Below are 25,532 nucleotides of genomic sequence, written 5' to 3' on the forward strand. Positions count from 1 at the left end.
TCACACCGTTTTAGAAAATACTTTTTTATCTTCGCTAATATTTTTCATATAAGCATCAAAGCACATTGCTATATTTCTAATAAGCAAAGCACCTGTTTCATTAACTCTGATATAATTTTCGTCTAAATCAATAAAGCTCTTATAGTCTTCTAAGCTTTTTAATTCTTCCTCAAAATACTCTTTAAAATCAATTTTGAATTCTTTTTCTATTCTTTTAATATCAAGTCTAAAATTTGCCATCAATTCCATAATCACGGTTTTTCTAAGCTCATCATCATAGCTTAATTTAATCCCCCTTTCAAAAGGTAAAATTCCCTTATCAATTGCGGCTTCATAACTTGGCATATCTTTAAAATTTTGCGCATAATGATTTTGTCCTTCACCAATACTTGTAAGTCCAACACCAATTAAATCTGCGCCACCTTTAGTAGTATAACCTTGAAAATTTCTATGCAGGGTTCCATTTTCCAAAGCTTTAAAAAGTTCATCTTCTTCTTTTGCAAAGTGATCCATTCCTATCATTTTGTAACCATTCTTAGTTAAAAATGTCTCGCAATACTCTAAAATTTGAAGTTTTATATCAGGACTTGGTAAAGTATTTTCATCAAATTTTCTCATATTTTTCTTAAGCCAAGGTACATGTGCATAGTTGAAAATCGCTAAACGATCAGGATTGATTAAAAGCGCTTGTTCTAAAGTTTGTTTAAAAGTTTCCAAGGTTTGAAAAGGTAGGCCATAAATTAAGTCCATATTTACGGACTTTATACCTCTATCTCTTACCATATTAACCGCATTTTGTGTTACCCCAAAAGGTTGAATTCTATGAATTTCTTTTTGCACTTTTTCGTTAAAATCCTGCACTCCAAAACTAATGCGATTAAAGCCATTTTTGGTTAAAACATCAGCTTGCTCTTCATTTAAAAATCTAGGATCAATCTCGCAACTAATTTCTGCATCTTTACTAAAATTTGCAAACACAGACTTAATTTTTAAAATCAAACTTTCTAATTGCTTGGCACTAAAAAAAGTAGGAGTCCCACCACCAAAATGCATTTGCACCACTTCTCTTTTAGTGTCTAAAATAGTGCTTAAAATGTCAAGCTCTTTAAAAAGATAGTTTAAATACCTTTCTTTGCTTTCTTCTTTAGCAGTATAAATTACATTACAACCACAAAAATAACAAGCACTCCTACAAAATGGCAAATGAAAATAAAGCGATAAAGCTTTATTTTGTTTTTTTAAAATTTCCACATATTCTTCATATTTAAAATCTTTATTAAATTCCACTGCAGTAGGATAAGAAGTATAACGCGGTCCTGCCTTAGAATACTTTACAAAAGCTTTATAATCTCTCATTATTTTTCGCCCTTTCTATCATAGCTTGCATATCGACAAATAAATTTGGATGCTCTTTTTTAATGTCTGCAACTAATTTTTCAAGATCAATATTAACTTCCACATTGCCATCTTGTGCTTTGCGCTTTATCTCGTCCATCGCCACTATCCAAGCATCATTAAAATCAATAGGAATTTGCTGATAAATCGCTTTTTCAAGACGCAACTCAAAATTTTCGCTTTGACTTTGTTTTAAATTTTCTAAAATGCCTTTAAGACTCGATAAAGAAACAAGGGTGTGAATTTCATCGTTTTCATCTACAATAAACCAAGGCTCAGGAGAATCAAAGCTACCATTTTTAAGCACCAAACATTTTTCATTTTCATTCTCGCTTTGCTTCATTTCAAAAATAGCTCTATCTTCTTTTTTCATACCTAAAATTTGGCTAAATTCATCAATGCGTTTTAAACAATTACTATATTTTTTAAGCTCTTTCATATACATTTCTCCTTGTTTTTGTTATATTATATTTTAGCTTCTAAAATCAAATTTTGTCCTATAAATTTTATATTTTTAATAGTGGCTGGTAAAAGGCAAAGTATTTCTTCATCTTTGCTACTTTGATTTATTCTTTTAAAATATAATACTTGATAAGCCACTGGTTCAACTCCACAAGGTCTTATACCAAATGGTGCAATAAGCTCACCCATACAACAAGTAAATTTCTCATTTTCTAAAAAACACTCTTCGCCAAAAGCTCTAAGCAAAAAACCTTTTTCATTTTGCACAATACTATCGCTAAGTATGCAAGTTGGAATAGTTAAAAAAAAATGTATAATAAATGGCAATACTGCTAAAATGATAGGAAAAAATAAATAAACAGACTCAAGCAATTGATCTAAATTTACTTTTGTGCGTATGCGTAGCCCATTTATTTCTAATAAAAAATAGGCAAATAGAATTGCAAAAACAATCAATACCCATACGAAAACAATGCGTTTTGTAAAATTACTGCTTTTAAACAAAGGATTATCAATTTGAATATGTTTTTTTCTCAAAATATTTTTAAATCTTTTGCCAAAACGACAAACTTGCATATACTTATACAAATCCCAATAAAGGTATAAAGCTATAATAAGAAAAAACGCATCTGTTAATAATAATCCCAATGTTAGCTCCATAAGTCTTATTTTTCCTTATCCAAAAAACAAAGCAAGGCTTTTACCACATAAAGGCGATTTCTTGCTTCTTCAAAAATCACTTTTGAATGCTTTTCAAAACTCTCTTCGCTTACTTCATAACCCCTATAAGCAGGTAAGCAATGCAGTAAAATCGCATCTTCATTTGCCACACTCATTGCCTTTTCATCAATGATAAAGCCTTCAAAATCCTTGATTTTCTTTTCTTTTTCATTTTCTTCGCCCATAGAAACCCAAGTATCAGTAATAACTACATCTTTATTTTTTATAGCCTCAAATTTATCATTTGTTAAGGCAATTTTTGCTCCTGAAGTTTTTGCCTTTTCTTTGGCAAATTCTAAAATTTCACTATTAATTTCATAATTTTTTGGCAAAGCAATGCTAATTTCAAAACCAAGAATTGAAGATGCAATAAGCCAAGAATTGCACATATTATTACTATCGCCTACAAAAGCTACTTTTGCGGTATTATTTTGCATTTTGTTGTATTCTTTTATAGTGAGTAAATCGCCTAAAACTTGCGTTGGATGGTAAAGCTCACTTAAAGCATTGATAACCGGTGCTTTAGAATACTTAGCAAATTCCACTAAACTTTCATGCTTATTTACCCTCATCATCACAAAATCAACCATTGCACCAATGACTCTGGCTGTATCTTTTATAGGCTCGCCACGACTAAGTTGTAAGTCATTACTGCTTAAAAACAAAGCCTTTCCACCAAGCTCTGTAATAGCAAGTTCAAAAGCCATTCTAGTTCTTGTAGAATTTTTCTCAAAAATCATCGCTAAAGTTTTGTCTTGTAAAAGCTTTTTAGGATTTTTTTTAAGCTCGCTTGCGTGTTCTACAAGACTTAAAATTTCATCTTTTGAAAAATCTCTGAGTGTTAAAAAATGTCTCATTTTTCTCCTTTTAGCATTTTGGCTAATTCTTTAGCATGATAAGTGATGATTAGCTTTGCGCCCGCTCTTTTAAAAGCTATCATTGTTTCATAAAGAACCTTTTCATAATCAATCACTCCGGCATTTTTTGCCGCTTTTAGCATAGCGTATTCGCCGCTTACATTATAAACACACAAAGGCAAATTTGAATGCAGTGAAATTTCTTTTACTACATCAAGATAAGCAAGAGCGGGTTTTACCATTAAAATATCTGCTCCTTGCGCTTCATCTTCTAAGCTTTCTTCTAAAGCTTCTTTACCATTTGCAAAATCCATCTGATAGCTTTTTCTATCACCATAGCTCGGAGCTGAGTCTGCTACATCGCGAAACGGCCCATAATAGCTTGAAGCAAATTTAGTCGAATAGCTCATGATGGGTAAATTCTCAAAGCCTTCTTCATCTAAAGCCTTGCGCAAAGTTTCTATAATGCCATCCATCATTCCACTAGGTGCTATCATATCAACCCCAGCTCTTGCATGAACTAAGGCTTGTTTGGCAGAAATTTCTAAGGTCAAATCATTATCTACGCTTTTAGTTTTTGGATTAATAATCCCACAATGCCCATGATCTGTATATTCACAAAAACAAAGATCGCTGATAATAAAAAGTTCTGGAAATTCTTTTTTTATCTCTCTTATACTTTTTGCAATAAGCCCTTCATCATCCAATGCATCACTTCCACAACTATCTTTTTTATCATTTTCAAGGACACCAAAAAGAATGATGGCTTTTATACCAAGCTCGCTTATAATTTTACATTCTTTTAAAATTTCATCTAAACTCATTTGAAAAACATCAGGCATTGATGAAATTTCTTTCTTAATTCCTTTGCCATTTACTACAAAAAGTGGATAAATCAAATCACCAATGTTTAAGGAATTTTCTCTAACCATAGCTCTTAAATTTTCATTTAATCTTAATCTTCTAAAGCGTTTAAACATAATTTTTGCCTTTTTTGCTAAAATTTAGCTCAAAGTTTAACATAAAAATTATTATAGAAAGTATTGAATGGATATAAAAATTTCAGAAATTGCAAATTTGCCTAGCAAATGGGGAAATTTTAAAATACAAAGCTTTAAAGAAGGGGAAAAAGAGCATTTATGTATTTTTAAAAATAAACCAAAAGATACATTAAATTTAAGAATCCACTCAGAATGTCTAACCGGCGATGCTTTGGGAAGTTTAAAATGTGATTGCGGGGAACAGCTTGAATTTTCACTAAAATACATAGAAAAAAACAGTGGAATGGTAATTTATCTAAGACAAGAAGGAAGAGGAATTGGACTTTTTAACAAAGTCAATGCTTATGCTTTGCAAGATAAAGGATTTGATACCATAAAAGCCAATCACCAGCTAGGTTTTAAAGCCGATGAAAGAACTTATGAAATTGTGAAATTTATGCTAAAACATTATAAGATTTCAAAACTAAATTTGCTTACAAATAATCCTTTAAAAATAGAATGTTTAAAAGACAAAATCATTTCTCGTGTGCCAATCATCATTGATGCAAACAAATTTAATGCTTCGTACTTAGAAATAAAACAAAGTAAAATGGGACACTTGCTTTGAATTTAGATTTTTTATATACTTACTTAAATGATTTTAACAAAGAAGATTTTAAATGTAAAATTAAAATCTATAAAGATCTTTTGACTAAGTTTAATCACATTCATAATCTTACAAATTTTAAAAATATTGATGAGAATATCCTTGATAGTATTGAAATTTTAAAATTTTTTGATTTTCAAAAAGCAAAAAATATTGCTGATATTGGAAGCGGAGCAGGATTTCCTGCGGTTTTTTTAACTCTTTTACTAAAAGGACATTTTCATCTTTTTGAACCAAATCCGAAAAAAGCGTCTTTTTTAAGAATGGTAAAAATAGAATGCGCTTTATCAAATTTAAGTATTTATAAAGAAAAAGTGCAAAATTGCAAACTGGATTTTAAAGCTGATATTATTACTTCAAGGGCTTTAATGGATGTTAAACCCTTGCTTGAAATTTGCACAAATTTATGCGATGAAAATACAAAATTTATTTTATATAAAGGCAGTGAAATTTATGAAGAGTTAAAGGGTTTAGAAGAATATGAAATTTTTGAAAATGGTTTTAGAAAATATTGTATATTAAAAGCGACAAAAGAGTCGCTTTAAAATTATTGAATGATATTGGCACTAAAAGTAATATCCACTAAAGGCCAAGAAATTCCACCATGTCCTGGCGCTACATCACTTAAAGCTTTTAAAGCTTGACTTGCATTTTTAAAAGTATGCAAATCAAACTGACCTTTAGCTTCAAATTTATTATTTTCTATAGTATAAGTTAATGGAACCATAACACTTTTTCTATCCATGGTAATTTTAGCTGAAATTACACCCTTATTCTCACCCATAATAACTTCTTCAAATGATACTTTTATATCAGAATTTCCAAGTAAAGCAGGGAAAAATACTTTAACTACATTTTCAGTAATAATATCGTTATCTTCACCCATAAAAGCATCGCTTGGTTTAATAATAGCCTTAGCTCCTTTTAAATAACTTGCTAAATCTCCAGTATTTTTAGAAAATTTATACTTCACATTTTTAAATTCCCCAGGAACTCCTACCATTTGCTCTGTTTTATAGGCTTGAAAATTTACTTTTAAAGTATTTTGATCAAAACTAACAGCATTTAAACCTGAAACAAGTAACAATAAAGCCACAGCAAAAAAACTTTTTTTCATTTTTTCTCCTTAATTTAAAATTAATAAGAGAATTATAATCTTATTTAATTAACAAAGTACAGCTTGAAATTCAAGCACTAAAAAATACCCTCCAAAAAACAAAACCAAACTCAAAATCAAAGCCAAAACAAAAACCCTTAATCCACTTTTAATAAAATTCTTAAAATCAACCTGAAGCCCCAAAGCAGCCATAGCAAAAACAATACAAATATTACAAAGCATTTTCATTGCATTAATAATATCTTGAGTATAAATTCCCAAAAATTTTTCTTGATGAAATAAATAAGTATTTAACATTATAATAAATAAAAAAATAAGTGCAAAATAAGGTATAGTAATTTTTTTAAAACTATTTTTACCCTCTTTTTTCTGAGTTTTTGTGATCACATAAGCCACGATAAGCAAAAAAGGCACAAGTAAAATCACTCGCATCATTTTAATAATCACAGCTAAATTTGCCGCATTTTGAGAAAATCCTACCATATCTTTAGCTATTTGAGTTGCGCCAACAACATTAGCCACCTCATGTAAAGTTACACCCATAAAAATTCCCATAGCATTTTCATTTAAATTTAAAAAATCTAAAGAAAAAAGCACGGGATATAAAAACATAAAAATAAGTCCAAAAACTACCACACTTCCCACAGCCAAAACACCCTTAGAAGCATCGCTTTTCAAGCTTGATTCTAGAGCCAAAACAGCTGCAGCGCCACAAATAGCACTTCCTGCACCCACAAGCATAGAAGTTTCTTTATCAAGTTTTAAAATTTTAACTCCGACAAACACAGCAATTAAAAATATTATCAAAATGACAATAAATGACAATAAAAATCCCCATATTCCAACATTTAAAAGTTCATTTAAGGTGATATTAAATCCATATAAAATAATGCCTAATTTCAATAATTTTTTAGCACTAAAATGTACGCCAACACGCAGATGATGCTGGTATTTGAAAAAATATGGCGAGAATAAAACCCCTATAATAATAGCAAAGGCAGTGGCAGCTAAATGTGTATTTTCTTTTATACTTGGGATACTAGATAAATAAAAAGAAAAAGCAACAATACAAGCCGTAAAAACCAGTCCTTTAAAATTTGATTTTAATATGAGAAAAAGTGATAAAAACATTTTCATTATCCTTTAATTTAATTTTTGGTGTTATTTTAATTTTTTTTATATAATAATAAAAATATATTATTTTAATTTTTATCATAAATATTTTAAATTATTTTTTAAGGTTAAAATCATGAAAATCAAAGATATGGAAATTTTTTTAGATCTCTTAAATACCCAAAGTCCCACCTTAACTGCAAATAATTTTTCTACCACTCAACCTAATATTTCAATTATCATTAAAAATTTAGAACAACAACTGGGAGAAATTCTTTTTGAAAGGCTAGGCAAAAAACTTTTACCAACTCCAAAAGCGCTGTCTTTAGCACAAATATGGAGTGATCTGGTTAAAACATATTACGCAAGTTTAGAAAATTTAAACAATGAAACCTTATTAGGCGAAATTAAAATTGCCGCAACACAAAGTATAGCGGAATATTTTATAGCTGATATTTTATTTGATTTTAAATTACACTTCCCTAAAATAAAAATTTACTTTCAAACTTGCAATACCAAAGAATGTTTTGAATTTTTAAAGAAAGGTTTAGTGGAATTTTGTATTGTAGAAAGCGAGATTGAACCTATCATTTTACATAACGAACAAATTAAATCCAAACTATGGCATCAAGATGAGCTTATAATCGTTAGTAATGATAAAGCTTTAAGTCAAAAAGCAGTTTATATCGATGAATTGCTAAATTATAAATGGATACTTAGAGAACAAGGATCGGGTCTTAGAACTAGGTTTTTGGATGAAATAAATAAAGCAGGTATTACTTTGCCTATTTTTTTAGAATTAGATCGAATGAATGCCATAAAAGAACTAGTTTTAAACAAAAATGCACTTTCTGTGCTTCCAAAAAAAGCCGTAGAAAAAGAACTTTACAACAAAACTCTTTATGCTATAAAACTAAAAAACATTGATCTTAAAAGAAATTTTTATACACTTAAAAGAAAGGAGTATGATTTTAATCCTTTATTAGACAAATTTGAAAAATTCTTATTTTTAGCAAAAGATAATTTCAAATAATTTTTCATTTAGTTACAAGGAATGAGATATTTGCAAAAAATATTTTAATTTCTTAAATCCTTTATGCAACAAAAAGCAAATTTCAAACATAATTATATCTACACATTTTTTAAATAAAGGGCAAACTATGAAAAACGATAAACAAATCATCATTTTTGATACAACCTTAAGAGACGGCGAGCAAGCTTTACAACAATCTCTTAATATCAATCAAAAACTGCAAATTGCCCTTGCACTCGAAAATCTAGGCGTTGATGTAATAGAAGCGGGTTTTCCTGTATCTTCTCCAGGAGATTTTAACTCAGTACAAACCATAGCAAAAAATGTAAAAAATTCTACCGTTTGTGCTTTAGCACGTGCCGTGGATAAAGATATCGATGCTTGCTATGAGGCTTTAAAAATCGCTTCTAGGTTTAGAATTCATACTTTTATAGCCACTTCGACCTTGCATGTAAAAGATAAATTAAAAAAAGATTTTGATGAAATCATCACTATGGCACAAAAAGCTATTAAAAGGGCAAGAAACTATACTAATGATGTGGAATTTTCTTGCGAAGATGCAGGAAGGACGCCTATTGATAATCTTTGTTTGATGGTAGAAAAAGCCATTGAAGCAGGTGCTACAACCATTAATATTCCAGACACAGTTGGCTATACCCTACCTTATGAATTTGGTCATATCATTAAAACTTTATTTGATAAAGTTCCTAATATAGATAAAGCTATCATTTCAGTGCATTGTCATAATGACTTAGGCATGGCAACAGGTAACAGTCTTAGCGCCATCATACAAGGAGCAAGACAAATAGAATGTACCATAAATGGACTTGGTGAAAGAGCTGGAAATTGTGCTTTAGAAGAGGTTGCAATGGCAATTAAAACAAGGGCTCATTATATGAATGAACTTTACACTAATATCATTCACAAAAATATCGCCAAAACTTCAAAACTTGTAGCAGCTATTTGCAACGAGCCCGTGCCTTCACATAAAGCCATAGTGGGCTCAAATGCATTCTCTCACAGTTCTGGAATTCATCAAGATGGTGTGCTTAAAAATAGACAAACTTACGAAATTATAACCCCTCAAAGTATAGGTTTGCATGAAAACAGAATGTTAATGACAGCAAGAAGCGGAAGAGCTATGATAAAAACTTGTCTTGATAATCTTGGTTATGCCGAAAATACTTATAATTTAGATGATGTATATGAAAGATTTTTACGCCTTGCGGACAAAAAAGGACAAGTGTATGAGTATGATTTGGAAGCTTTAATGTTTTTAAGCCAAGATATGGAAGATAAGGCACAATTTGTTCTTGAAAATTTAAATGTAATTAGCGGCGGAAAAGGTGTGATTCCAACTGCTTCTGTACAAATGCTAATTGATGGGGAATTAAAAACAGAATCAAGCACCGGAAATGGTCCAGTAGAAGCGGTTTTTAACTGCATCACAAGACTCACTCAAATTGATTGCGTTTTGATAAATTATATCATCAATGCTAAAAGCTCAGGAGTGGATGCGCAAGGACAAGTGGATGTGGATGTGGAATTTAAAGGCAGAAAATTCCATGGAAAAGGCCTTTCAACCGATGTTATAGAATCTTCCGCACAAGCTTTTATTAGTGTGTGCAATGCAATTTATAGAGCTTTGATAATAGAAAATGCAAAAAGGAGTGAAAAATGAATTCATATAAAATAGCAGTTTTAGCAGGCGATGGCATCGGTCCTTTGGTAATGAAGGAAGCGATTAAAATTTTAAATTTTGTTGGTGCTAAATTTAATTTCAAACTTCACTTAAATGAAGCAAAAATAGGTGGTGCAAGTATTGATGCTTATGGGGTAGCATTAAGTGATGATACTTTAAAACTTTGCGAAAATTCAGACGCTATTTTATTTGGCTCTGTAGGTGGACCAAAATGGGATAATTTACCCATAGAACAAAGACCCGAAAGGGCTTCACTTTTACCTTTACGCAAACATTTTAATCTTTTTGCAAATTTTCGTCCTGCAAAAATTTATCCTAATTTAGAGCATTTATCGCCTTTGAAAAATGAAATTGTCTCAAAAGGCGTAGATATTTTATGTGTAAGAGAATTAACAGGAGGAATTTATTTTGGCAAACCTCAAGGCACTAAAGATGACGGTAATACCGCTTTTGACACAGAAATTTACTCACGCAAAGAGATAGAAAGAATCGCTCAAATTGCCTTTGAAAGTGCAAGACTTAGACGCAAAAATGTTGTTTCTATCGATAAAGCAAATGTATTGCAAAGCTCTATTTTATGGAGAAAAGTTGTTAGCGAAGTTGCAGGGAATTATCCTGATGTAAAATTGGAACACATGTATATAGACAATGCAACCATGCAACTCATCAAAAATCCATCTCAATTTGATGTTGTGCTATGTAGCAATCTTTTTGGTGATATTTTAAGCGATGAAATGGCAATGATCACAGGCTCTATGGGAATGCTTTCTTCTGCTAGCATTAATGAGAAAAAATTTGGACTTTATGAGCCAGCCGGTGGGAGCGCACCAGATATTGCACATTTAAATATTGCTAATCCTATAGCGCAAATTTTAAGTGCTGCTTTAATGCTTGAGTATTCTCTTAATGAAGCCAAAGCTGCTAAAGCCATCGAAAATGCTATCAGTAAAACCTTAAAACAAGGAAAATTCACAAAAGATCTAAACCCACAAAATTATCTTAGCACTGATGAAATGGGTGATGCAATTTTACAAAATTTGGAGTGTAATAATGGGTAAAACTTTATATGAAAAAGTTTATGAAAGCCATATCGTTTTTCAGGGACAAAATGAAATTCCAACGCTTTATATCGACAGACATTTAATTCACGAAGTTACAAGCCCTCAAGCTTTTTCAGGACTTAAACTAGCAGGACGAAAAATGGCAAGAGCAGACTTAACACTTGCAACAATAGATCATGATGTTTCAACCAAAAGTAGTGATTTAAACGCATGTTCCACTATGGCACAAGAGCAAATCACAACCTTGATGCAAAACACAAAAGAATTTGGCGTAAGGCTTTTTGGTTTAGGAGATGAAAATCAAGGCATAGTCCATATCATAGGTCCCCAGCTTGGTTTTACTCTACCTGGGACTACTTTGGTATGTGGGGATTCTCATACGGCTACACATGGCGCATTTGGCGCTTTAGCTTTTGGCATAGGGACTTCTGAAGTTGAACATGTTATGGCAACACAAACCCTAAAACAAGCAAAATTAAAAACCATGAAAATAGAATGCAAAGGACGCCTTAAAGAAGGGGTTTATGCAAAAGATTTAATTCTTTATATCATAGGAAAACTAGGCACTGCAGGTGGCACAGGTTATGCGGTTGAATTTTGCGGTGAAGCGGTAAAGAAATTAAGCATGGAAGGGAGAATGACTCTTTCGAATATGGCTATAGAAATGGGCGCAAAAACCGGAATGATCGCTCCTGATGAAGTAACTTTTGAATACATTAAAAACAAAGAATTTGCCCCAAAAGATAAAGAATTTGAAAGCCAAGTTGAAAAATGGAAAGAGCTTAAAAGCGATGCGGATGCAAAATTCGATCAAGTCATAGAAATTGACGCTAGTCTTATAGAGCCTCAAGTAACTTATGGGACAAATCCTGGACAAGTTATAGGCATAAATGATCATATCCCTACTCAAAGTACATTCCAAAACGAAGTGGATAAAAAAACCTTAATGGACGCTCTAAACTATACAAAACTTCGAGAAGGACAAAAAATTAATGGAGTAGATATTGACTTAGTTTTTATCGGATCTTGCACCAATGGTCGTATTGAGGATTTTAGAGCTGCAGCAGAAATTTTAAAAGGCAAAAAAATCAACCCTAAAGTAGTAGCTCTAGCTGTACCAGGTTCAATGTGGGTAAAAAAACAAGCCGAATTAGAAGGCTTAGATCAAATTTTTATCAATGCGGGTTTTGAATGGAGATTACCAGGTTGTTCTATGTGTCTTGCCATGAATGATGATAAAGCTGGGGCTGGACAAAGAGTGGCTTCAACCTCAAATCGCAATTTTGTTGGAAGACAAGGCAAAGACTCTATCACTCATTTAATGTCTCCTGCAAGTGCTGCAGCTGCGGCGATTGAGGGCAAAATTTGTGATCCTAGAAAATATTTAAAGGCTTAAAATGGAAAAATTTATCACTCATAAAGGCATTGCTTGTCCTTTAGACTTTGCTAATATCGATACAGATCAAATCATACCTAAGCAATTTTTACTTTCTGTTTCTAAAAAAGGTTTTGGTAAACATTTATTTCACGATTTGCGTTATTTAGATGACAAAGAAAGTGTTTTGAATCCTGAATTTAATTTAAATAAAACAGAATTTCAAAATACTTCCATTCTTGTTACTAGAGATAATTTTGGCAATGGATCTTCAAGAGAACACGCACCATGGGCTTTAATGGATTATGGTATTAAAGTCATCATTGCTCCAAGCTTTGCTGATATTTTTAAAAATAATGCTTTGGGAAATGGATTATTAACCATCACACTTGAAGAAAGTAAAGTGCAATGGCTCATAGAAATACTTCAAACAAATGAAAACAAATGCTTAGAAATCTCTCTTTTAGAAAAAAAGGTTTATGCTTTTGGGAAAGAATTTGATTTTGAAATTGATGAATTTTACCGCAATTGCCTTTTAAATGGTCTCGATAAGATAGATCTTACTTTGCAATATCAAGATGAGATTAAAAAATACGAAAATCATTCTCAAGTTTATTTGGTTTAAACATTATGGATAAAAATTTATAACTTTCTTGCCACAGAGATTGTTTATTTCACTCAGGATGACAAAAAGTATTACTCTCCCAGATAACACTACACTCCGTCATTCTGAACGAATGTGAAGAATCTCTTATTGTATTAAAACTTTTTTTAATGAAAAACTTTATTTAAATAAAGATCCTTCACCATGTTCAAGATGACTAAGACTACTTAAATCCTTCGTTTCACTTGGGAAGAAAAATTATTTTCTTTAAGACAACTGAAAAACACATTGCTCTTTTATAAGGCTAACTGCCTAATCTTTTTTCTAACACTCATAAGATAGCGAAAATGCTCTTTCGTAATAATGAATTTACACATCATTATGAGCAATACGAAGAATCTCCCTACTCTTTCTAGTCATTCTGAATGAAGTAAAAGAAATGATGAATCTCTATATATATCGCGTCTAAACCCTAAAATGAAGAAAAAATCTGCTAAATTTAACTCCCACTCTCTCGCATTTTTCGCTTGGCTAATCCCATTTGCTCATAACCATCAATTTCTGATTTATAAATACTATAACGCTTATTAAGCTCTCTATTAAGAAAAGAGATATTTTTCGCACTCGCATTAGGATGTGCTGCAAAAAGTGCGATAAAATCAAGTTTTTCTTTCATGGCTTGACTAAGTTGTTTTGATTTTTTTTTATCAAATTTTTGAGTGTTGATAAACATAATAGCAAATTCTTGAAGTTGCTGGGAATTTAATCTTGTATTTTCTAAAGCACTTTTTAAAGCCTCTAAATTTAAAATTTCATTTTTTTGTTGAGTTTTTTGAGATTTTTTAACTAAATCTCGATTTTTATGCAGTAAAATCAAAGCCACCACACAAGCAATAACAAGTGCAATGGCTAAAATTAAAATAAATATTAAAACCGATTTGTCATTCATACTTTTTTAACATAAGAACGTTTAAAATACGCCACAAACCCTAAAATAACCATTGCTAAAAATCCCCAATAAACATAATCTGGAATTTTCGCAGCCTCTCCTGCTGCATAAGAATGAAGTCCCACAAGGAAATAATTCACCCCAAAATAAGTCATAATAATACTCCAATAAGCAAACATAGAAATAAGAGCGAAATTATATTGATTTAAAAAGTTCGGTATCATTCTTAAGTGCAAAATGGCAGCATAGACCAAGATACTCACTAAAGCCCAAGTTTCCTTGGAATCCCAACTCCAATATCTTCCCCAGCTTTCATTTGCCCAAACCGCACCTAAGAAATTTCCAACAGTAAGTAAACAAAGTCCTAAGATCATTGCCATTTCACTAATTCTTGTCGCTTCGGTAATATTTCTTAATATATTTCCATTGGCTTTTCCATCTTTTCTAAGAAAACACATTAAAACTAAAACAAAAATTCCAAGCAAGGCACAAAGTCCTAAAAATCCATAACTTGCAGTAATAACAGATACATGGATACTAAGCCAATAAGAATTTAAAACCGGCATAATATTTGTAATTTGCGGATCCATTTCATTAAGATGTGCAACCATTAAAGTTATACCCGCTAGAATAGAAGTTAAAGATAGCGCTATTGGACTTTTACGCGAAAAGAAAATACCTGATAAAGCCAAAGCCCATGCAATATAAACCATACTCTCATAAGCATTACTCCAAGGCGCACGCTCAGCTAAATACCATCTAAGTCCGAGCCCTAAAGTATGGATTAAAAACGCAATGATATTAAAAATATAAATAGCTTTAAAAACAAAATTTATTTTTAAACTAGATTTTAACATCTTGGTGAAAACCAAAACCAAAAGCAAAATACCTGCAACTAGATAAATTTTAATAAGCTCGACAAAGATTTGTGCTTTATTAACAAAAAGTTCTGTTTTTATTTTACTATCGCTTGGTATAATCGACGCACCGTATTCATTTTGATAAGCTTTTATATATGTTAAATTCTGATTTGCTTTTTCCCAATCTCCAGTTTGAATCGCTTGTATTGCAGAATTAATATAATTTTGAAATAAAGTAAAAATAATAGCTTGTTCTTTATTTTGAGTCTGATTCATTGCTTCAAAAAAAGAATACCATTCATTATTAATAGCATTTTGAGCAGGGAAAATTTTAAAAAGTTCTCCATAAAATACCAAAGCAACGATATTAAATCTTTCATCGAGCTTGAGTATTTCTTTATTAAAAACCCCTCTAGCATTTTGATTTTGACGGTTAGCGTTTTCTACATATCTTTGAATTTTATAAGTATTATCAGCATTTAAAAAATCATTGTATGAAACATATTTATGATCTATATTTTCATCCAAACCTAAAATTTTAGCAATCTCTTTTCTTACAGCAGTATTTGGTGGCATGGCAATGATTTTTTCATCAGCCCATATTTTTGCATTAACCAGCATAGAAAGCATCACCGCATTAGCGTTTTGTCCCTTATAACTTGAGTTTTTATGAACTTTTTCTAAAATTTCCCTTGCCAAAGTATCAAAAGGAACCATTCTACCACCATTTCTTTGCACGATTAAAGTGCTTAAACTTTTGGCATGCTCGTCTGAAATTTGTGGTAGTTCTTGTGCTTTAACTTCATTGGTAAAAAACACCAAACTTGCAAAAGCAATAGCAGAAGTATATTTTAAAGCGTCCTTATTGACTAATTTTGCAAGAATTCTAAACCTTGAATTTGGATTTAAAATATTTAAAAACATTCCCAAAGAAAGCAAAATATAACCTATATAAGTTGGTATTTTACCAGGATCTTTATTTACCGAAAGTATAGTGCCTTTTTCATCCTGATCGTAAGAACTTTGATAAAAACGATATCCTTCATAGTCTAAAACATTATTCATGAAAATCCTATAATCAAATTTTTTGTCTCCGTGAGTCACAGTGATTTCGCTAGCATAAGACTTTGGAGACATTGAACCCGCATAGCGATCAAGCTGAAAATCTCTCAGATAAACTTCAAAAGGTAGCTCATGAACAGAAGTATTCCAAGCGATGAAAAATTTCTCTCCACTAAGTTCTACAACACTAGGTTTAGCAAATTCAAAGACAAAAATGTTTGCTTTTTCACCCTTATATTCAACCTCTAATTCTAAAGCATTTCTGGCCATTTTCAGATCATGAGGCTGGTATTTGGTATCCATAGCAAAAGTTTTTAAAGAAAGCAAAGGTTCATTTTTCCACGCACTTGCCTCACCAAATAAAGCAATTAATGAAGTTCTTGCAAGTTCTATCCATCTAGTGCCAAACCATAACCAAAAACTCTCATCTTCAGGACGATTAATTCCTTGAATTTGAGTGCTTGCATACAAAGAGGCAAATTGTATTACAAAGCTATTTCCATTTATATTATATAAGCGTTTTTGATCTGTGCTTGCATTTTTTCCAGCTTTTAAAACACCATTTTCGCCAGTTTGCATAGCAAAAAATTCCAAATCATTGCTGGAGCTAAGATTTAAATTTTGATCAATTTTTACATAAGGACTAGGAAGCTTATCAACTAAGAAACCAAAATTAACACCATCAATGGTTTTAATTTCTCCTTGAGTAAGTTTAATGATTTGCGAATTTCCATTTTTATCCGCTAACATAAAGCTGAGTAAAGCACTAGCATTTTCATCTTCTATCATCACTTCTTTGGCATCTAAAATTAAATTTTTATAACTTAATTTTGCCTTCTCATCCCCATCTCCGACTTTAAGATTTAATTCAAAATTATTTGCAAAAGGAAGTACGGCTATGTCTTTTTGCATCGCTTGACCATAAATTTTATTATCTTTTAAAGTTGAAAATTTAATAAAAGATTTGGAGCTTACGACAACAGAATTAGACTCGTTTTCTCTAATACTTAATATCCCTTCATAACCTCCATAACGAGTCATTGCAGAACCTAAAAGAATGAATAAAAAAGAAAGATGAAAGAGCATCAATGGAAATTTTTTCAACATAAACATTTTGTAAATAAACATTGCACAAAGCAAATTTATGCCCAATAAAAGCTGCAAAAAACCAAACCACAAAGTACCATAAATCATAGCCCAAGCAGTAGGTGTTCCATAAGCACTTTCTATAAAAGTTGCTAAACCGCTAAAAAAAGCAAAAAGTAAAAATAGTATGATAGAATTTTTAATATTCCCAATACTTTTGATTATTGTTCTCATTTAGACCTTCTTTTTGATAATTTAAAAAAACAAATTATAAATCAGAGTATTTAACTCTTTGTAACATTTATAAGAAAATAAATATACTTCAATGATTTTGATAAAGCAATTACTTTTAGTAACAAAATCACACACCTAAGTATTTTTTGCGAATCTCATCATCACCTATAATATCACTAGCTTTACCGTGCATAGGAATTTTTCCATTTTCTAAAACATAAGCATAATCACTGATTTTTAAAGCAGAATAAGCATTTTGTTCTACTAAAAGTATAGTAATACCCTCTTCTTTTAAACGCACTATGGTATCAAAAACTTCTCCAACAATTTTAGGCGCAAGTCCCAAAGAAGGTTCGTCAAGCATTAAAAGCTTAGGTTCGCTCATCAAAGCTCTTGAGATAGCAAGCATTTGTGCTTCTCCTCCACTTAAAGTTCCAGCTAAAGCGTTCTTTTTGCTTGCAAGTCTAGGGAAAATTTTATACATTTGCTCCCTTAAGTGCTCATAATTTTCAGCGTTATTAAATGCTCCAATTTTTAAATTCTCATCAATGCTAAGATTAATAAAAACACGCCTACCTTCAGGAACTAAAGCTATACCTTTTTCTACTAAAGTATGAGTAAGATGTCTTTTGGTATCATAACCCAAAAAATTAATCTCCCCTTTTCTTTTAACGATATTAAGCATTGCATTTAAGGTGGAAGTTTTTCCAGCACCATTAGAGCCTATTAAAGAAACAATATGTCCTGTTTCTACTTTAAAATCAATACCTTTAACCGCTTCAATCAAACCATAATAAACATGCAAATTCTTAACTACTAGCATTAAAATCCCCTAAATAAGCCGCTATAACATCTTTGTTTTCTACTGCATCGCTAACCTTGCCTTCAAAAATTGTTTTACCATAATCTAAAACCAAAACTCTATCGCAAAGCTTGTTTACAAATTTCATATCATGTTCTATAAGCAACACGCTAATCTTATAATCTTTTCTTAATTTAAAAATAAGTTCTGCAAGCTCATCGCTTTCTGCTCCATTCATTCCAGCAGCTGGTTCGTCAAGCAAAAGGAGTCTTGGACTTGTCGCCATAGCTCTTGCAATCTCTACTTTTCTTTGTTGTCCATAGCTCAAACTCGTAGCCTTTTCTTGTGCAAGCTCCGCAATACCAAGTTCTTCTAAAAGCTCATAAGCCTTAGTTTGAAATTCTTTTTCTACTTTTCTAAAACGCCCAAAATGTAAAAAAGCTTCAAAAATACTATACTTCATTTGATGATTAAAACCTATTAATACATTTTCTAACACATTCATACTTGAAAAAAGGCGTATGTTTTGAAAGGTTCGCGCTATCCCCAAATGCACTATTTTATGTGGTTTTAAATGATCTATCCTTTGATTTTTAAAAAAAACCTTACCGCTTGTAGGTTTATAATTTCCGGTAATAATATTAAAAAGTGTAGTTTTTCCAGCACCATTTGGTCCAATAAGTCCAAAAATTTCACCCTCATTGATACAAAAAGAAGTTTCATTTATAGCTTTTACTCCACCAAAGCTCTTAGAAATTTTTTCCAAATTAAGTATCATTGTTTTCTCCCATTTTTAGGGTTTTTCTTAAATTTCAAAAAGTCTAAAAGCTCTTTATCTCCCATTAAACCTTTTCGTGCAAAAAGCATAACAAGAATAAGCGCCAATGAAAAAACAACCATTCTAAGTCCTGGTCTTGCTTCAGTTTGATAACCAAAAATATTCATACTTTCATCTAAAAATCTTAGCCATTCACTTCCACCTATTACCAAAACAGCTCCAATAATTGCCCCAGTTGTTGATCCTAGTCCGCCCAAAACAATAATAATCAATAATTGAAAAGTTAGCAAAAAGTCAAATTGTTCCGGAGAAACAGAAGCTAAAAAGTATGCCAAAAGTCCGCCACCTACGCCTTCTAAAAACGCCGAAGTGCCAAAAGCTAATGTTTTAATCCAAAAAGTATGAATTCCCATCGCACTAGCGGCATCCTCATCATCTCTTATGGCTTTCATAGCTCTACCGTATTTTGAATAGGTAATATTTAAAATAAGAATAACAGAAATAATTGCTATACCACCTGTCCAATAAATAAGATCTGAAGACTTAGGCAAATCACTAGAGCTTAAAGTAAGCCCCAAAGAACCATTGGTTATTGAAGGAAAATTAATTGCCAAAAGCTTAATGATAATACCAAAACCTAAAGTTACAATAGCCAAATAATCCCCTCTTACGCGAAAAACAGCAAAAGAAAGAATAAAAGAAAGCAAACAAGAAAAAAATCCAGCCGCCAATAAAGCTAAAATAAAATTTGGAGAATGAAAAGCTAAAATAAAAGTGCTTGGATCCTCTAATGAAAATTGATCGATTTTACTTTCGCTATTTAAAAGCAACAAGGCTGTTACATAAGCTCCTATGGCTACAAAACCATTGGGCTCGAGTGAAAATTGCCCTGTAACTCCGTTGATAAGATTGTAACTGATAGCCAAAATAATAAAAATAGCAATATTGCTTAATATTCTTTCTCCATAATCATCAAAAAAATACGGAGAAACAATAATAAAAGCGATAGCAATAATTAAAAATAATAAATGAAAAAACTTGTTTTCAATTTTAGTGAAATCCATATTTAAAACCTACTTTTTTCAAAATTAATACCCAAAATTCCTGTGGGTTTAAAGAGTAAAATAAATACCAAGAAAATAAAAGCGAAAGCATCTTTAAATCCTGCCATTTCTGGAATTAAAGCCACGAAAACAACTTCGGTAAAACCAATGATTAATCCGCCTAAAACCGCACCTACAACCGACCCAATACCTCCTAAAACCGCAGCTGCAAAAGCTTTAAGTCCTATTAAAGTTCCCATAGTAGGATCAACGGAAGGATAACTACTTGCCCAAAAAACACCGCCAACTGCAGCCAAAGCAGAACCCAAAGCAAATACAATAGCAATAATTTTATTTGCATCAATTCCCATTAAATTTACAGTATGTATATCAAAAGCTAAAGCTCTAATGGCAATACCATACTTGCTTTTATAAAGTATAAAAAGCACAATAAGTAAAATTAATAAAGTTAAAATTGGTATTACTATATTAATCACGCTCATACTAATACTACCAAAATTTATCACCTCTTGAAGGTATTCAGGAACTTCAAAAAATCTTGGTGTAGAACCAAAAAACATATTGAAAAGATTTTGTATCAAATAACTAATACCAATAGCTGTAATAAGCAAAGAAATCCGAGGAGCTTTTCTTAAGGGTTTATAGGCAATTTTATCAATAGCTATACCCACACAAGCTGCAAAAATCATCGCCAAAGATAAGGCCCCTAAAAAAGGGACTCCCATAGAAGTCACGCAAAAAAGTGCAGCATATGCACCCACCATCATAATATCGCCATGTGCAAAATTTATAAGTCTTAAAACACCATAAACCATTGTATAACCTATGGCAATAAGTGCATACATACTGCCAAGACTAAAACCATTAATAAGTTGTTGAATTAATAAAGTAGAATCCATTTTTTTCCTAAGGGTTAATTAAATCTTTATAACTTTGTTTTTGATTTTTAATTTCTTTTACTACTACTGATCTAGTCGCATTGCCACTTTTATCAATGCTTATAACTCCGCTTACACCTTCATAATTATTGGTTTGATGAATTTTATCATTGACACAAGCTGGAGTGAGATTATCAATACAACGATTCATTGCATCAAACATTACAAAATATGCATCTGCACCCATTGCTGAAAAATTAGGCACTTCTTTAGAACCTTTAACTTTCGAATAAGCACCGATAAATTCTTTACTAAGCTTAGTAGGAGGGTTGTTATAATCAAAACTATCAGTAAAAATATAACCTTCGCTTGCATCTTGTGCAAGTTTAACAAAAGTCTCATCTGCTACGCCATCAGCTGAACCCATAGGCAATTTAAGTCGTGCGTTTTGAGCTTGGCGCACAAACAATGAGGCTTCATTATAATAAATTGGCAAATATACAAATTCAGGATTTAGTTTTTGAATTTGAGAAATAATGGCTTTATAATCTTTATCTCCCGAGCTCACACGCAACTTAGCCAAAATTTTACCGCCATTGGCTATAAATTCTTTTTCAAAAGCCTTTGCAAGTCCTAAAGAATAATCTGTCGTTTGATCCATTACAATAACAGCATTTTTATAATGAAGTTTAGAAAAAACATATTTTGCCAAAGATGAACCTTGAAAGCTATCCATAAAACATACACGACTAGAATAATTCTTTTTATTAAGTAATTTATCCCCAGTTGCAGCCGGAGCAATTACGGGTATTTTATTCTCTTCTGCTACTCTCATTACTTGCAAGGTATTAGCCGTTACCATTTCGCCAATAAGACCTATAACTTTATCTTGAGAAACAAGTCTAGTGGCCGCAGTAGAAGATTCTATTTTATCCCCTTTAGTATCTACAACGACGAGATTGATTTTATCTCCGTTTTTAAGAGTATTTTGCATAGAATTTGCAATTTTTATCCCATCAAGCGCACTTTGTCCATAAGCTGCTGTAGCACCAGTTAAGGGCATTACTATACCTATATTAATTTCTTTAGCTTGCAAGCTTAGAGTTAAAGCACAAAGGATAATTAAACCAATTTTTTTCACTTTTAAACTCCTTAAGGATTGATTGTTGTTTTATAAACTTGTTGTTGATTTTTAATTTCTTTTATCACTACTGATCTTGAAGCATTTCCGCTTTTATCAATGCTTATGATACCACCAACTCCTTCATAATTATTGGTTTGATGAATTTTATCATTGACACAAGCTGGAGTAAGATTATCTTTGCATTGATTCATAGCATTAAGCATTACATAATAAGCATCTGCACCCATTGCTGAAAATGCAGGTAAAGCTTTGCTATTTTTTTCTTTTTCATAAGCACTAATAAATTTGCGTCCCAAATTTGTGCTTGGGTTATTATAATCAAAGCTATCAGTAAAAACCACACCATTAACAGCATCACCACCAAGATCGATAAAAGTTTGATTATTTACCCCATCTCCTGCAGAAAATAATTTATCAAAACCTGTTTGTCTTGCTTGTCTTGCAATCAAAGCAGCTTCTGGATGATAAATTGGCATATAAACAAAATCAGGATTTAAACTTTTAAGCTGCGAAGCAATAGCTTTAAAATCTTTATCCCCTGAAGAAATGGTAAGCTTTTTAATAACCTTTCCGCCTTTAGCCTTAAATTCTTTTTCAAAAGCCTTTGCAAGTCCTAAAGAATAAACATTGCTTTGATCTACAATCACAACAACACTTTGCAAACCTAAGTCTTTATAGGCATAAGTAGCAAATTTATCTCCTTGAAAACTATCCATAAAACACACACGACTTGCATAAGTTTTTTTATCTAAAAGCTTATCTCCTGAAGCTACTGGGGCAATAACTGGAACTTTTTTATCTTCAGCAATAGAAATAACTTGCATGGTATTTGGAGTAACAGCCTCTCCAATAAGTCCTACAACCTTATCTTGAGAAATAAGTCTTGTAGTCGCAGTTGAAGTTTCAATTTTATCCCCTTTAGTATCTACAACTACCAATTTTACTTTATCTCCATTGTCCAAAGTAGGATTAAGTTTATTGGCAAGCTCAATACCTGTATAAACATCCTGTCCATAAGCCGCTAAAGATCCTGTTAAAGGCAATACAATACCTAAATTAACTTCTTTACCATAAGCTAAATTAGCCAAAAGTAAAGCACCTAATAACAAACTTCTTTTTTTCATAAAATCTCCTTAATTAAAATTAATCATTTAATAAAAGTTCCGTGTTTTGTTTTTTTCTCAGGCTCTTCTTCAAGCAAGTCTTTTGCTTGCATCTCTATAGCAAAATTCCCACCCTTTAAATAAGCAATAATATAATTCATCTCATCATGACTTAAAGAATTTGCATAAGGTAGCATTTGAATTCTTGTAGCAGACTGTTCTCCACTTGCATTAGTCGTATAATCAATCAATGCTGATTTAATATCAGCAGGCTCCATATTGCGAAGTATTCTTGAACCAGCAACAATTTTTTCCCCATTATCGCCATGACAAATATGGCATTTTTTTTCAAAATACAATTCCTTTGCCTTAGCCATATCATAACTAGCACCATCAAAAGTATAAGAAAATAGAGATTTTAAACTAATCCCAAAACCAAAAGTAAAACAAATAATGAGTATAAACAATATACGAAACATAAAAAACCTTTTATAAAATAAACGCAATTATATAAAAAAATGATAACAATTTCTATCTTTTATTTAATAGTGATATTTGTAGTAGCACGATTAGATTTCTTATTATTTTGCTTTAAATTTCCCTTAACTCTTTGATTTTCATAGCGATAACGAATAGTTCCCGAAACTTCTACATCTTCAAACACATCATCTAAAGGGGTAGCATGTGCAAAAGTGCTTAATATAAAAATAGAGATGGTGCACAAAATGATTCTTTTCATCATTTTCTCCTTATATTTTTAAACTTCAAAGATTATACCAAAAGAAATATTAACTTGATATTTGAAAATAAATTTTCATCTTGTTTTTCTTTAAGCGTGTATTTTGATATTGCTTAAAGTTGATTTTGATACAATTAGATATTTTTAAGTATTACACAAAAAGGTTAAAAATGCTGATTTTAGGACACAAGCTCGTAGAAAGTAAAAATTTTACTTTTGTTAAAGAATTTACAAAAAATACTGATGAAATTTTTTGCATAAAATACAATGAAAAATTAATACAAAAATTAAAAACAAATCACAAAGAATTTGCAATATTTATAGAAAATAAAAATGAAATTTTTCTCGCCAATGCCTTGGGTGCCAAATTTCTAATTTTTAAAGATAAAAATCTAGCCAAATTTGCCGTTAAAGTAGCCGAATTTTATCTTTTTGATAGTAAAATTTTATTTTTAGTTGATGATTTTAAAAATTTAGAAGAATTTTATGAACTTGGCGTAGATGGTGTGATTTTAAAAACTTTTATACGAAATTTCAGCTAATTCTTCTAAAGAGTGGTTGGCTATTTTGTCATAATCAAAACCTTCTTTTTTTATATAATCAAGAAAGGTTTTCTCCATAATTTTACTCGCAGTAACAATTTCTTTTGACAATGTAAAACTCATTGCTTCTATGCGTTTTGGAATACAAGCTAAAATTTGTGTTTGAGGTAAGTCTCCCATAAGCTCCACATATTGCAAGGTTTGAAGCATTTCCACCTCATGAGCACTTCCGCTCCAATTAATTTTTTTAGGCATCGCATCATAAGGAAAGAAAAATACATCGCCAATCTTACCATCGTCAGCATCAATACAATCAAGCACTATCATCTTATCATACTCTGCGATAATATAGCTTAATTGCAAAGCTAAAGTTCCACCATCAACAAAATCTAAAATATGAGTTTTGTGAGTGAATTTATAGTTTTTTTCCAAAAGCTTGCAAAGATGAACACCTAAGCCTTCATCTGCAAACATAATATTCCCTATACCCAATACAAGAAATTTCAATTTTTCTCTTCTTTTTTCTCGAATTTATATCCACTAACAATGGCATCAAGTGCACCATTTCTTCCTTTTATGGCATTAAAAATTGCCATATAAATATGCACAAATACAAAAATAATAATAATCCACATCAATATCCTATGCAAAGTCCTAACTTCAGCCAAACCACCCATCATTGCTTCAATAGGTCTTAAGATGCCATATAAAAATCCGCCCAAGCCCTCATGATAAACATGGGTGTATAAAATAAGCCCCGTAACAATAATGCCCATTATAATGATATAAAAGAAAAAATAAGTTACAAATTGCAAAGGATTATAAACCCCTTTTAAATGTGGATGTTTTCCCAAAAATAAATAAAATTTAATTTGTTCTATCCATAATTTTGGACTGAAAATATCTCGCACGCTTACACGCTCTTTATGACTTAATTTATCAAAAAAGAAAAGATAAATTTTAAAAATAACACAAGCAATGAGTACAAAACCTGCCACTTGATGGGCTAAACGGTATTTTGCCTGCATAAAATTAACAGGCTCACCATTGCTAATAGGACTTTGAAAAACATAAGATAAATAAAAACCAGTTCCTACCAAAATAACAATAGCAACCGCTCTTATCCAATGCGTTAAACGTAAACCTATGCTAAATTCATATTCAGCTTTTCTTTGCAATTTTTCTTCTTGGTTTTGCATAAAAGC

The 25,532-nt window shown here is 31.4% G+C and carries 27 protein-coding genes; 8 read left to right on the forward strand and 19 right to left on the reverse strand.

The window, feature by feature from the left end:
- Genes hemN through hemB form a run of 5 tightly spaced genes read right to left on the reverse strand, consistent with a single transcriptional unit; the run spans window position 1 to window position 4,414 of the window.
- Window positions 1-1,356, reverse strand: a complete 1,356-nt coding sequence (hemN, locus tag AAH949_RS06865) for an oxygen-independent coproporphyrinogen III oxidase (RefSeq protein ID WP_348518319.1) — start codon at window positions 1,354-1,356, stop codon at window positions 1-3.
- Window positions 1,343-1,834 carry a DUF2603 domain-containing protein gene (locus AAH949_RS06870; RefSeq protein WP_348518320.1) on the reverse strand — a complete coding sequence of 164 codons (492 nt, stop codon included), beginning with the start codon at window positions 1,832-1,834 and terminating at the stop codon, window positions 1,343-1,345. The genes hemN and AAH949_RS06870 overlap by 14 nt, the downstream gene beginning before the upstream one ends.
- A gap of 26 nt (window positions 1,835-1,860) precedes the next feature.
- A complete protein-coding gene (locus AAH949_RS06875; protein WP_348518321.1) occupies window positions 1,861-2,505 on the reverse strand; it encodes a hypothetical protein in 645 nt (214 codons plus the stop codon).
- A gap of 17 nt (window positions 2,506-2,522) precedes the next feature.
- Window positions 2,523-3,434: an ornithine carbamoyltransferase gene (argF, locus tag AAH949_RS06880; RefSeq protein WP_348518322.1), complete on the reverse strand. Its 912-nt coding sequence runs from the start codon at window positions 3,432-3,434 to the stop codon at window positions 2,523-2,525.
- Window positions 3,431-4,414, reverse strand: coding sequence for a porphobilinogen synthase (gene hemB / locus AAH949_RS06885; RefSeq protein WP_134238122.1), 984 nt, complete (start codon window positions 4,412-4,414; stop codon window positions 3,431-3,433). Before hemB ends, argF begins: the two co-directional genes overlap by 4 nt.
- A gap of 67 nt (window positions 4,415-4,481) precedes the next feature.
- On the opposite strand from hemB, the gene ribA reads away from it, so the two are divergent.
- Window positions 4,482-5,042: a GTP cyclohydrolase II gene (gene ribA / locus AAH949_RS06890; RefSeq protein ID WP_348518323.1), complete on the forward strand. Its 561-nt coding sequence runs from the start codon at window positions 4,482-4,484 to the stop codon at window positions 5,040-5,042.
- Complete coding sequence (gene rsmG, locus AAH949_RS06895) at window positions 5,039-5,626, forward strand: 16S rRNA (guanine(527)-N(7))-methyltransferase RsmG (RefSeq protein WP_134238124.1); 588 nt, start codon at window positions 5,039-5,041, stop codon at window positions 5,624-5,626. The genes ribA and rsmG overlap by 4 nt, the downstream gene beginning before the upstream one ends.
- Window positions 5,627-5,628: 2 nt before the next feature.
- Here rsmG and AAH949_RS06900 read toward each other — a convergent pair whose 3' ends face one another.
- Complete coding sequence (locus AAH949_RS06900) at window positions 5,629-6,198, reverse strand: hypothetical protein (RefSeq protein WP_348518324.1); 570 nt, start codon at window positions 6,196-6,198, stop codon at window positions 5,629-5,631.
- A 48-nt stretch (window positions 6,199-6,246) separates the two neighbouring features.
- On the reverse strand, window positions 6,247-7,335 hold the full coding sequence (locus AAH949_RS06905; RefSeq protein ID WP_134238126.1) for a YeiH family protein: 1,089 nt from the start codon (window positions 7,333-7,335) through the stop codon (window positions 6,247-6,249).
- 112 nt (window positions 7,336-7,447) lie between these two features.
- Between AAH949_RS06905 and AAH949_RS06910 the strand changes: the two genes are divergently transcribed.
- The 5 genes from AAH949_RS06910 to leuD all read left to right on the forward strand — a co-directional run bounded on the left by AAH949_RS06910 (window position 7,448) and on the right by leuD (window position 13,107).
- A complete protein-coding gene (locus tag AAH949_RS06910) occupies window positions 7,448-8,344 on the forward strand; it encodes a LysR family transcriptional regulator (RefSeq protein WP_348518325.1) in 897 nt (298 codons plus the stop codon).
- A gap of 127 nt (window positions 8,345-8,471) precedes the next feature.
- Entirely contained in the window at window positions 8,472-10,025 is a 1,554-nt protein-coding gene (leuA, locus tag AAH949_RS06915; RefSeq protein ID WP_348518326.1) for a 2-isopropylmalate synthase, read from the forward strand.
- The gene (gene leuB, locus AAH949_RS06920) at window positions 10,022-11,104 is read left to right on the forward strand and encodes a 3-isopropylmalate dehydrogenase (protein ID WP_348518327.1); all 1,083 of its coding nucleotides are present in this window, start codon (window positions 10,022-10,024) and stop codon (window positions 11,102-11,104) included. The genes leuA and leuB overlap by 4 nt, the downstream gene beginning before the upstream one ends.
- Entirely contained in the window at window positions 11,097-12,503 is a 1,407-nt protein-coding gene (gene leuC, locus AAH949_RS06925) for a 3-isopropylmalate dehydratase large subunit (protein ID WP_134238130.1), read from the forward strand. The genes leuB and leuC overlap by 8 nt, the downstream gene beginning before the upstream one ends.
- Before the next feature lies 1 nt (window position 12,504).
- Window positions 12,505-13,107, forward strand: a complete 603-nt coding sequence (gene leuD, locus AAH949_RS06930; RefSeq protein WP_348518328.1) for a 3-isopropylmalate dehydratase small subunit — start codon at window positions 12,505-12,507, stop codon at window positions 13,105-13,107.
- Window positions 13,108-13,585: 478 nt separating this feature from the next.
- Here leuD and AAH949_RS06935 read toward each other — a convergent pair whose 3' ends face one another.
- The 10 genes from AAH949_RS06935 to AAH949_RS06980 form a co-directional block, all read right to left on the reverse strand.
- Window positions 13,586-14,035, reverse strand: coding sequence for a hypothetical protein (locus AAH949_RS06935; protein WP_348518329.1), 450 nt, complete (start codon window positions 14,033-14,035; stop codon window positions 13,586-13,588).
- The gene (gene ccsA, locus AAH949_RS06940; protein WP_348518330.1) at window positions 14,032-17,277 is read right to left on the reverse strand and encodes a cytochrome c biogenesis protein CcsA; all 3,246 of its coding nucleotides are present in this window, start codon (window positions 17,275-17,277) and stop codon (window positions 14,032-14,034) included. Before ccsA ends, AAH949_RS06935 begins: the two co-directional genes overlap by 4 nt.
- Before the next feature lie 127 nt (window positions 17,278-17,404).
- Window positions 17,405-18,100 carry an ABC transporter ATP-binding protein gene (locus tag AAH949_RS06945; protein ID WP_134238134.1) on the reverse strand — a complete coding sequence of 232 codons (696 nt, stop codon included), beginning with the start codon at window positions 18,098-18,100 and terminating at the stop codon, window positions 17,405-17,407.
- On the reverse strand, window positions 18,087-18,857 hold the full coding sequence (locus tag AAH949_RS06950) for an ABC transporter ATP-binding protein (RefSeq protein ID WP_134238135.1): 771 nt from the start codon (window positions 18,855-18,857) through the stop codon (window positions 18,087-18,089). Before AAH949_RS06950 ends, AAH949_RS06945 begins: the two co-directional genes overlap by 14 nt.
- Window positions 18,854-19,921: a branched-chain amino acid ABC transporter permease gene (locus AAH949_RS06955; RefSeq protein WP_348518331.1), complete on the reverse strand. Its 1,068-nt coding sequence runs from the start codon at window positions 19,919-19,921 to the stop codon at window positions 18,854-18,856. Before AAH949_RS06955 ends, AAH949_RS06950 begins: the two co-directional genes overlap by 4 nt.
- A gap of 2 nt (window positions 19,922-19,923) precedes the next feature.
- Window positions 19,924-20,820, reverse strand: a complete 897-nt coding sequence (locus tag AAH949_RS06960) for a branched-chain amino acid ABC transporter permease (protein WP_134238137.1) — start codon at window positions 20,818-20,820, stop codon at window positions 19,924-19,926.
- 7 nt (window positions 20,821-20,827) lie between these two features.
- Window positions 20,828-21,931 carry an ABC transporter substrate-binding protein gene (locus AAH949_RS06965; protein ID WP_348519150.1) on the reverse strand — a complete coding sequence of 368 codons (1,104 nt, stop codon included), beginning with the start codon at window positions 21,929-21,931 and terminating at the stop codon, window positions 20,828-20,830.
- Window positions 21,932-21,951: 20 nt separating this feature from the next.
- Window positions 21,952-23,067: an ABC transporter substrate-binding protein gene (locus AAH949_RS06970; RefSeq protein WP_134238139.1), complete on the reverse strand. Its 1,116-nt coding sequence runs from the start codon at window positions 23,065-23,067 to the stop codon at window positions 21,952-21,954.
- 23 nt (window positions 23,068-23,090) lie between these two features.
- Window positions 23,091-23,525: a c-type cytochrome gene (locus AAH949_RS06975; protein WP_134238140.1), complete on the reverse strand. Its 435-nt coding sequence runs from the start codon at window positions 23,523-23,525 to the stop codon at window positions 23,091-23,093.
- A gap of 59 nt (window positions 23,526-23,584) precedes the next feature.
- Entirely contained in the window at window positions 23,585-23,785 is a 201-nt protein-coding gene (locus AAH949_RS06980) for a major outer membrane protein (RefSeq protein ID WP_208335055.1), read from the reverse strand.
- 170 nt (window positions 23,786-23,955) lie between these two features.
- Here AAH949_RS06980 and AAH949_RS06985 point away from each other — a divergent pair, with 170 nt between their 5' ends.
- Complete coding sequence (locus AAH949_RS06985) at window positions 23,956-24,327, forward strand: hypothetical protein (protein WP_134238142.1); 372 nt, start codon at window positions 23,956-23,958, stop codon at window positions 24,325-24,327.
- Here the strand turns inward: AAH949_RS06985 and AAH949_RS06990 are convergent.
- Both AAH949_RS06990 and cybH read right to left on the reverse strand, forming a co-directional pair.
- Complete coding sequence (locus AAH949_RS06990) at window positions 24,298-24,834, reverse strand: HyaD/HybD family hydrogenase maturation endopeptidase (protein ID WP_134238143.1); 537 nt, start codon at window positions 24,832-24,834, stop codon at window positions 24,298-24,300. The genes AAH949_RS06985 and AAH949_RS06990 overlap by 30 nt on opposite strands.
- Window positions 24,831-25,526 (reverse strand): Ni/Fe-hydrogenase, b-type cytochrome subunit, encoded by a 696-nt coding sequence (cybH, locus tag AAH949_RS06995; protein WP_134238144.1) that lies wholly within the window; start codon window positions 25,524-25,526, stop codon window positions 24,831-24,833. Before cybH ends, AAH949_RS06990 begins: the two co-directional genes overlap by 4 nt.
- Window positions 25,527-25,532 lie beyond the last annotated feature (6 nt).

Source organism: Campylobacter sp. CCS1377, from assembly GCF_040008265.1.
Classification (GTDB): Bacteria; Campylobacterota; Campylobacteria; order Campylobacterales; family Campylobacteraceae; genus Campylobacter_D.

Bases quoted from the DNA above. Each gene is read 5' to 3' on its own strand.
- argF (WP_348518322.1), bottom strand. From the start codon at position 3,434: ATGAGACATTTTTTAACACTCAGAGATTTTTCAAAAGATGAAATTTTA.
- AAH949_RS06975 (WP_134238140.1), bottom strand. From the start codon at position 23,525: ATGTTTCGTATATTGTTTATACTCATTATTTGTTTTACTTTTGGTTTT.
- leuD (WP_348518328.1), top strand. From the start codon at position 12,505: ATGGAAAAATTTATCACTCATAAAGGCATTGCTTGTCCTTTAGACTTT.
- AAH949_RS06910 (WP_348518325.1), top strand. From the start codon at position 7,448: ATGAAAATCAAAGATATGGAAATTTTTTTAGATCTCTTAAATACCCAA.
- leuC (WP_134238130.1), top strand. From the start codon at position 11,097: ATGGGTAAAACTTTATATGAAAAAGTTTATGAAAGCCATATCGTTTTT.
- AAH949_RS06955 (WP_348518331.1), bottom strand. From the start codon at position 19,921: ATGGATTTCACTAAAATTGAAAACAAGTTTTTTCATTTATTATTTTTA.
- AAH949_RS06985 (WP_134238142.1), top strand. From the start codon at position 23,956: ATGCTGATTTTAGGACACAAGCTCGTAGAAAGTAAAAATTTTACTTTT.
- leuA (WP_348518326.1), top strand. From the start codon at position 8,472: ATGAAAAACGATAAACAAATCATCATTTTTGATACAACCTTAAGAGAC.
- leuB (WP_348518327.1), top strand. From the start codon at position 10,022: ATGAATTCATATAAAATAGCAGTTTTAGCAGGCGATGGCATCGGTCCT.
- hemN (WP_348518319.1), bottom strand. From the start codon at position 1,356: ATGAGAGATTATAAAGCTTTTGTAAAGTATTCTAAGGCAGGACCGCGT.
- ribA (WP_348518323.1), top strand. From the start codon at position 4,482: ATGGATATAAAAATTTCAGAAATTGCAAATTTGCCTAGCAAATGGGGA.
- ccsA (WP_348518330.1), bottom strand. From the start codon at position 17,277: ATGAGAACAATAATCAAAAGTATTGGGAATATTAAAAATTCTATCATA.
- AAH949_RS06905 (WP_134238126.1), bottom strand. From the start codon at position 7,335: ATGAAAATGTTTTTATCACTTTTTCTCATATTAAAATCAAATTTTAAA.
- AAH949_RS06935 (WP_348518329.1), bottom strand. From the start codon at position 14,035: ATGAATGACAAATCGGTTTTAATATTTATTTTAATTTTAGCCATTGCA.
- hemB (WP_134238122.1), bottom strand. From the start codon at position 4,414: ATGTTTAAACGCTTTAGAAGATTAAGATTAAATGAAAATTTAAGAGCT.
- AAH949_RS06945 (WP_134238134.1), bottom strand. From the start codon at position 18,100: ATGCTAGTAGTTAAGAATTTGCATGTTTATTATGGTTTGATTGAAGCG.
- cybH (WP_134238144.1), bottom strand. From the start codon at position 25,526: ATGCAAAACCAAGAAGAAAAATTGCAAAGAAAAGCTGAATATGAATTT.
- AAH949_RS06970 (WP_134238139.1), bottom strand. From the start codon at position 23,067: ATGAAAAAAAGAAGTTTGTTATTAGGTGCTTTACTTTTGGCTAATTTA.
- AAH949_RS06870 (WP_348518320.1), bottom strand. From the start codon at position 1,834: ATGAAAGAGCTTAAAAAATATAGTAATTGTTTAAAACGCATTGATGAA.
- AAH949_RS06960 (WP_134238137.1), bottom strand. From the start codon at position 20,820: ATGGATTCTACTTTATTAATTCAACAACTTATTAATGGTTTTAGTCTT.
- AAH949_RS06900 (WP_348518324.1), bottom strand. From the start codon at position 6,198: ATGAAAAAAAGTTTTTTTGCTGTGGCTTTATTGTTACTTGTTTCAGGT.
- AAH949_RS06950 (WP_134238135.1), bottom strand. From the start codon at position 18,857: ATGATACTTAATTTGGAAAAAATTTCTAAGAGCTTTGGTGGAGTAAAA.
- AAH949_RS06980 (WP_208335055.1), bottom strand. From the start codon at position 23,785: ATGAAAAGAATCATTTTGTGCACCATCTCTATTTTTATATTAAGCACT.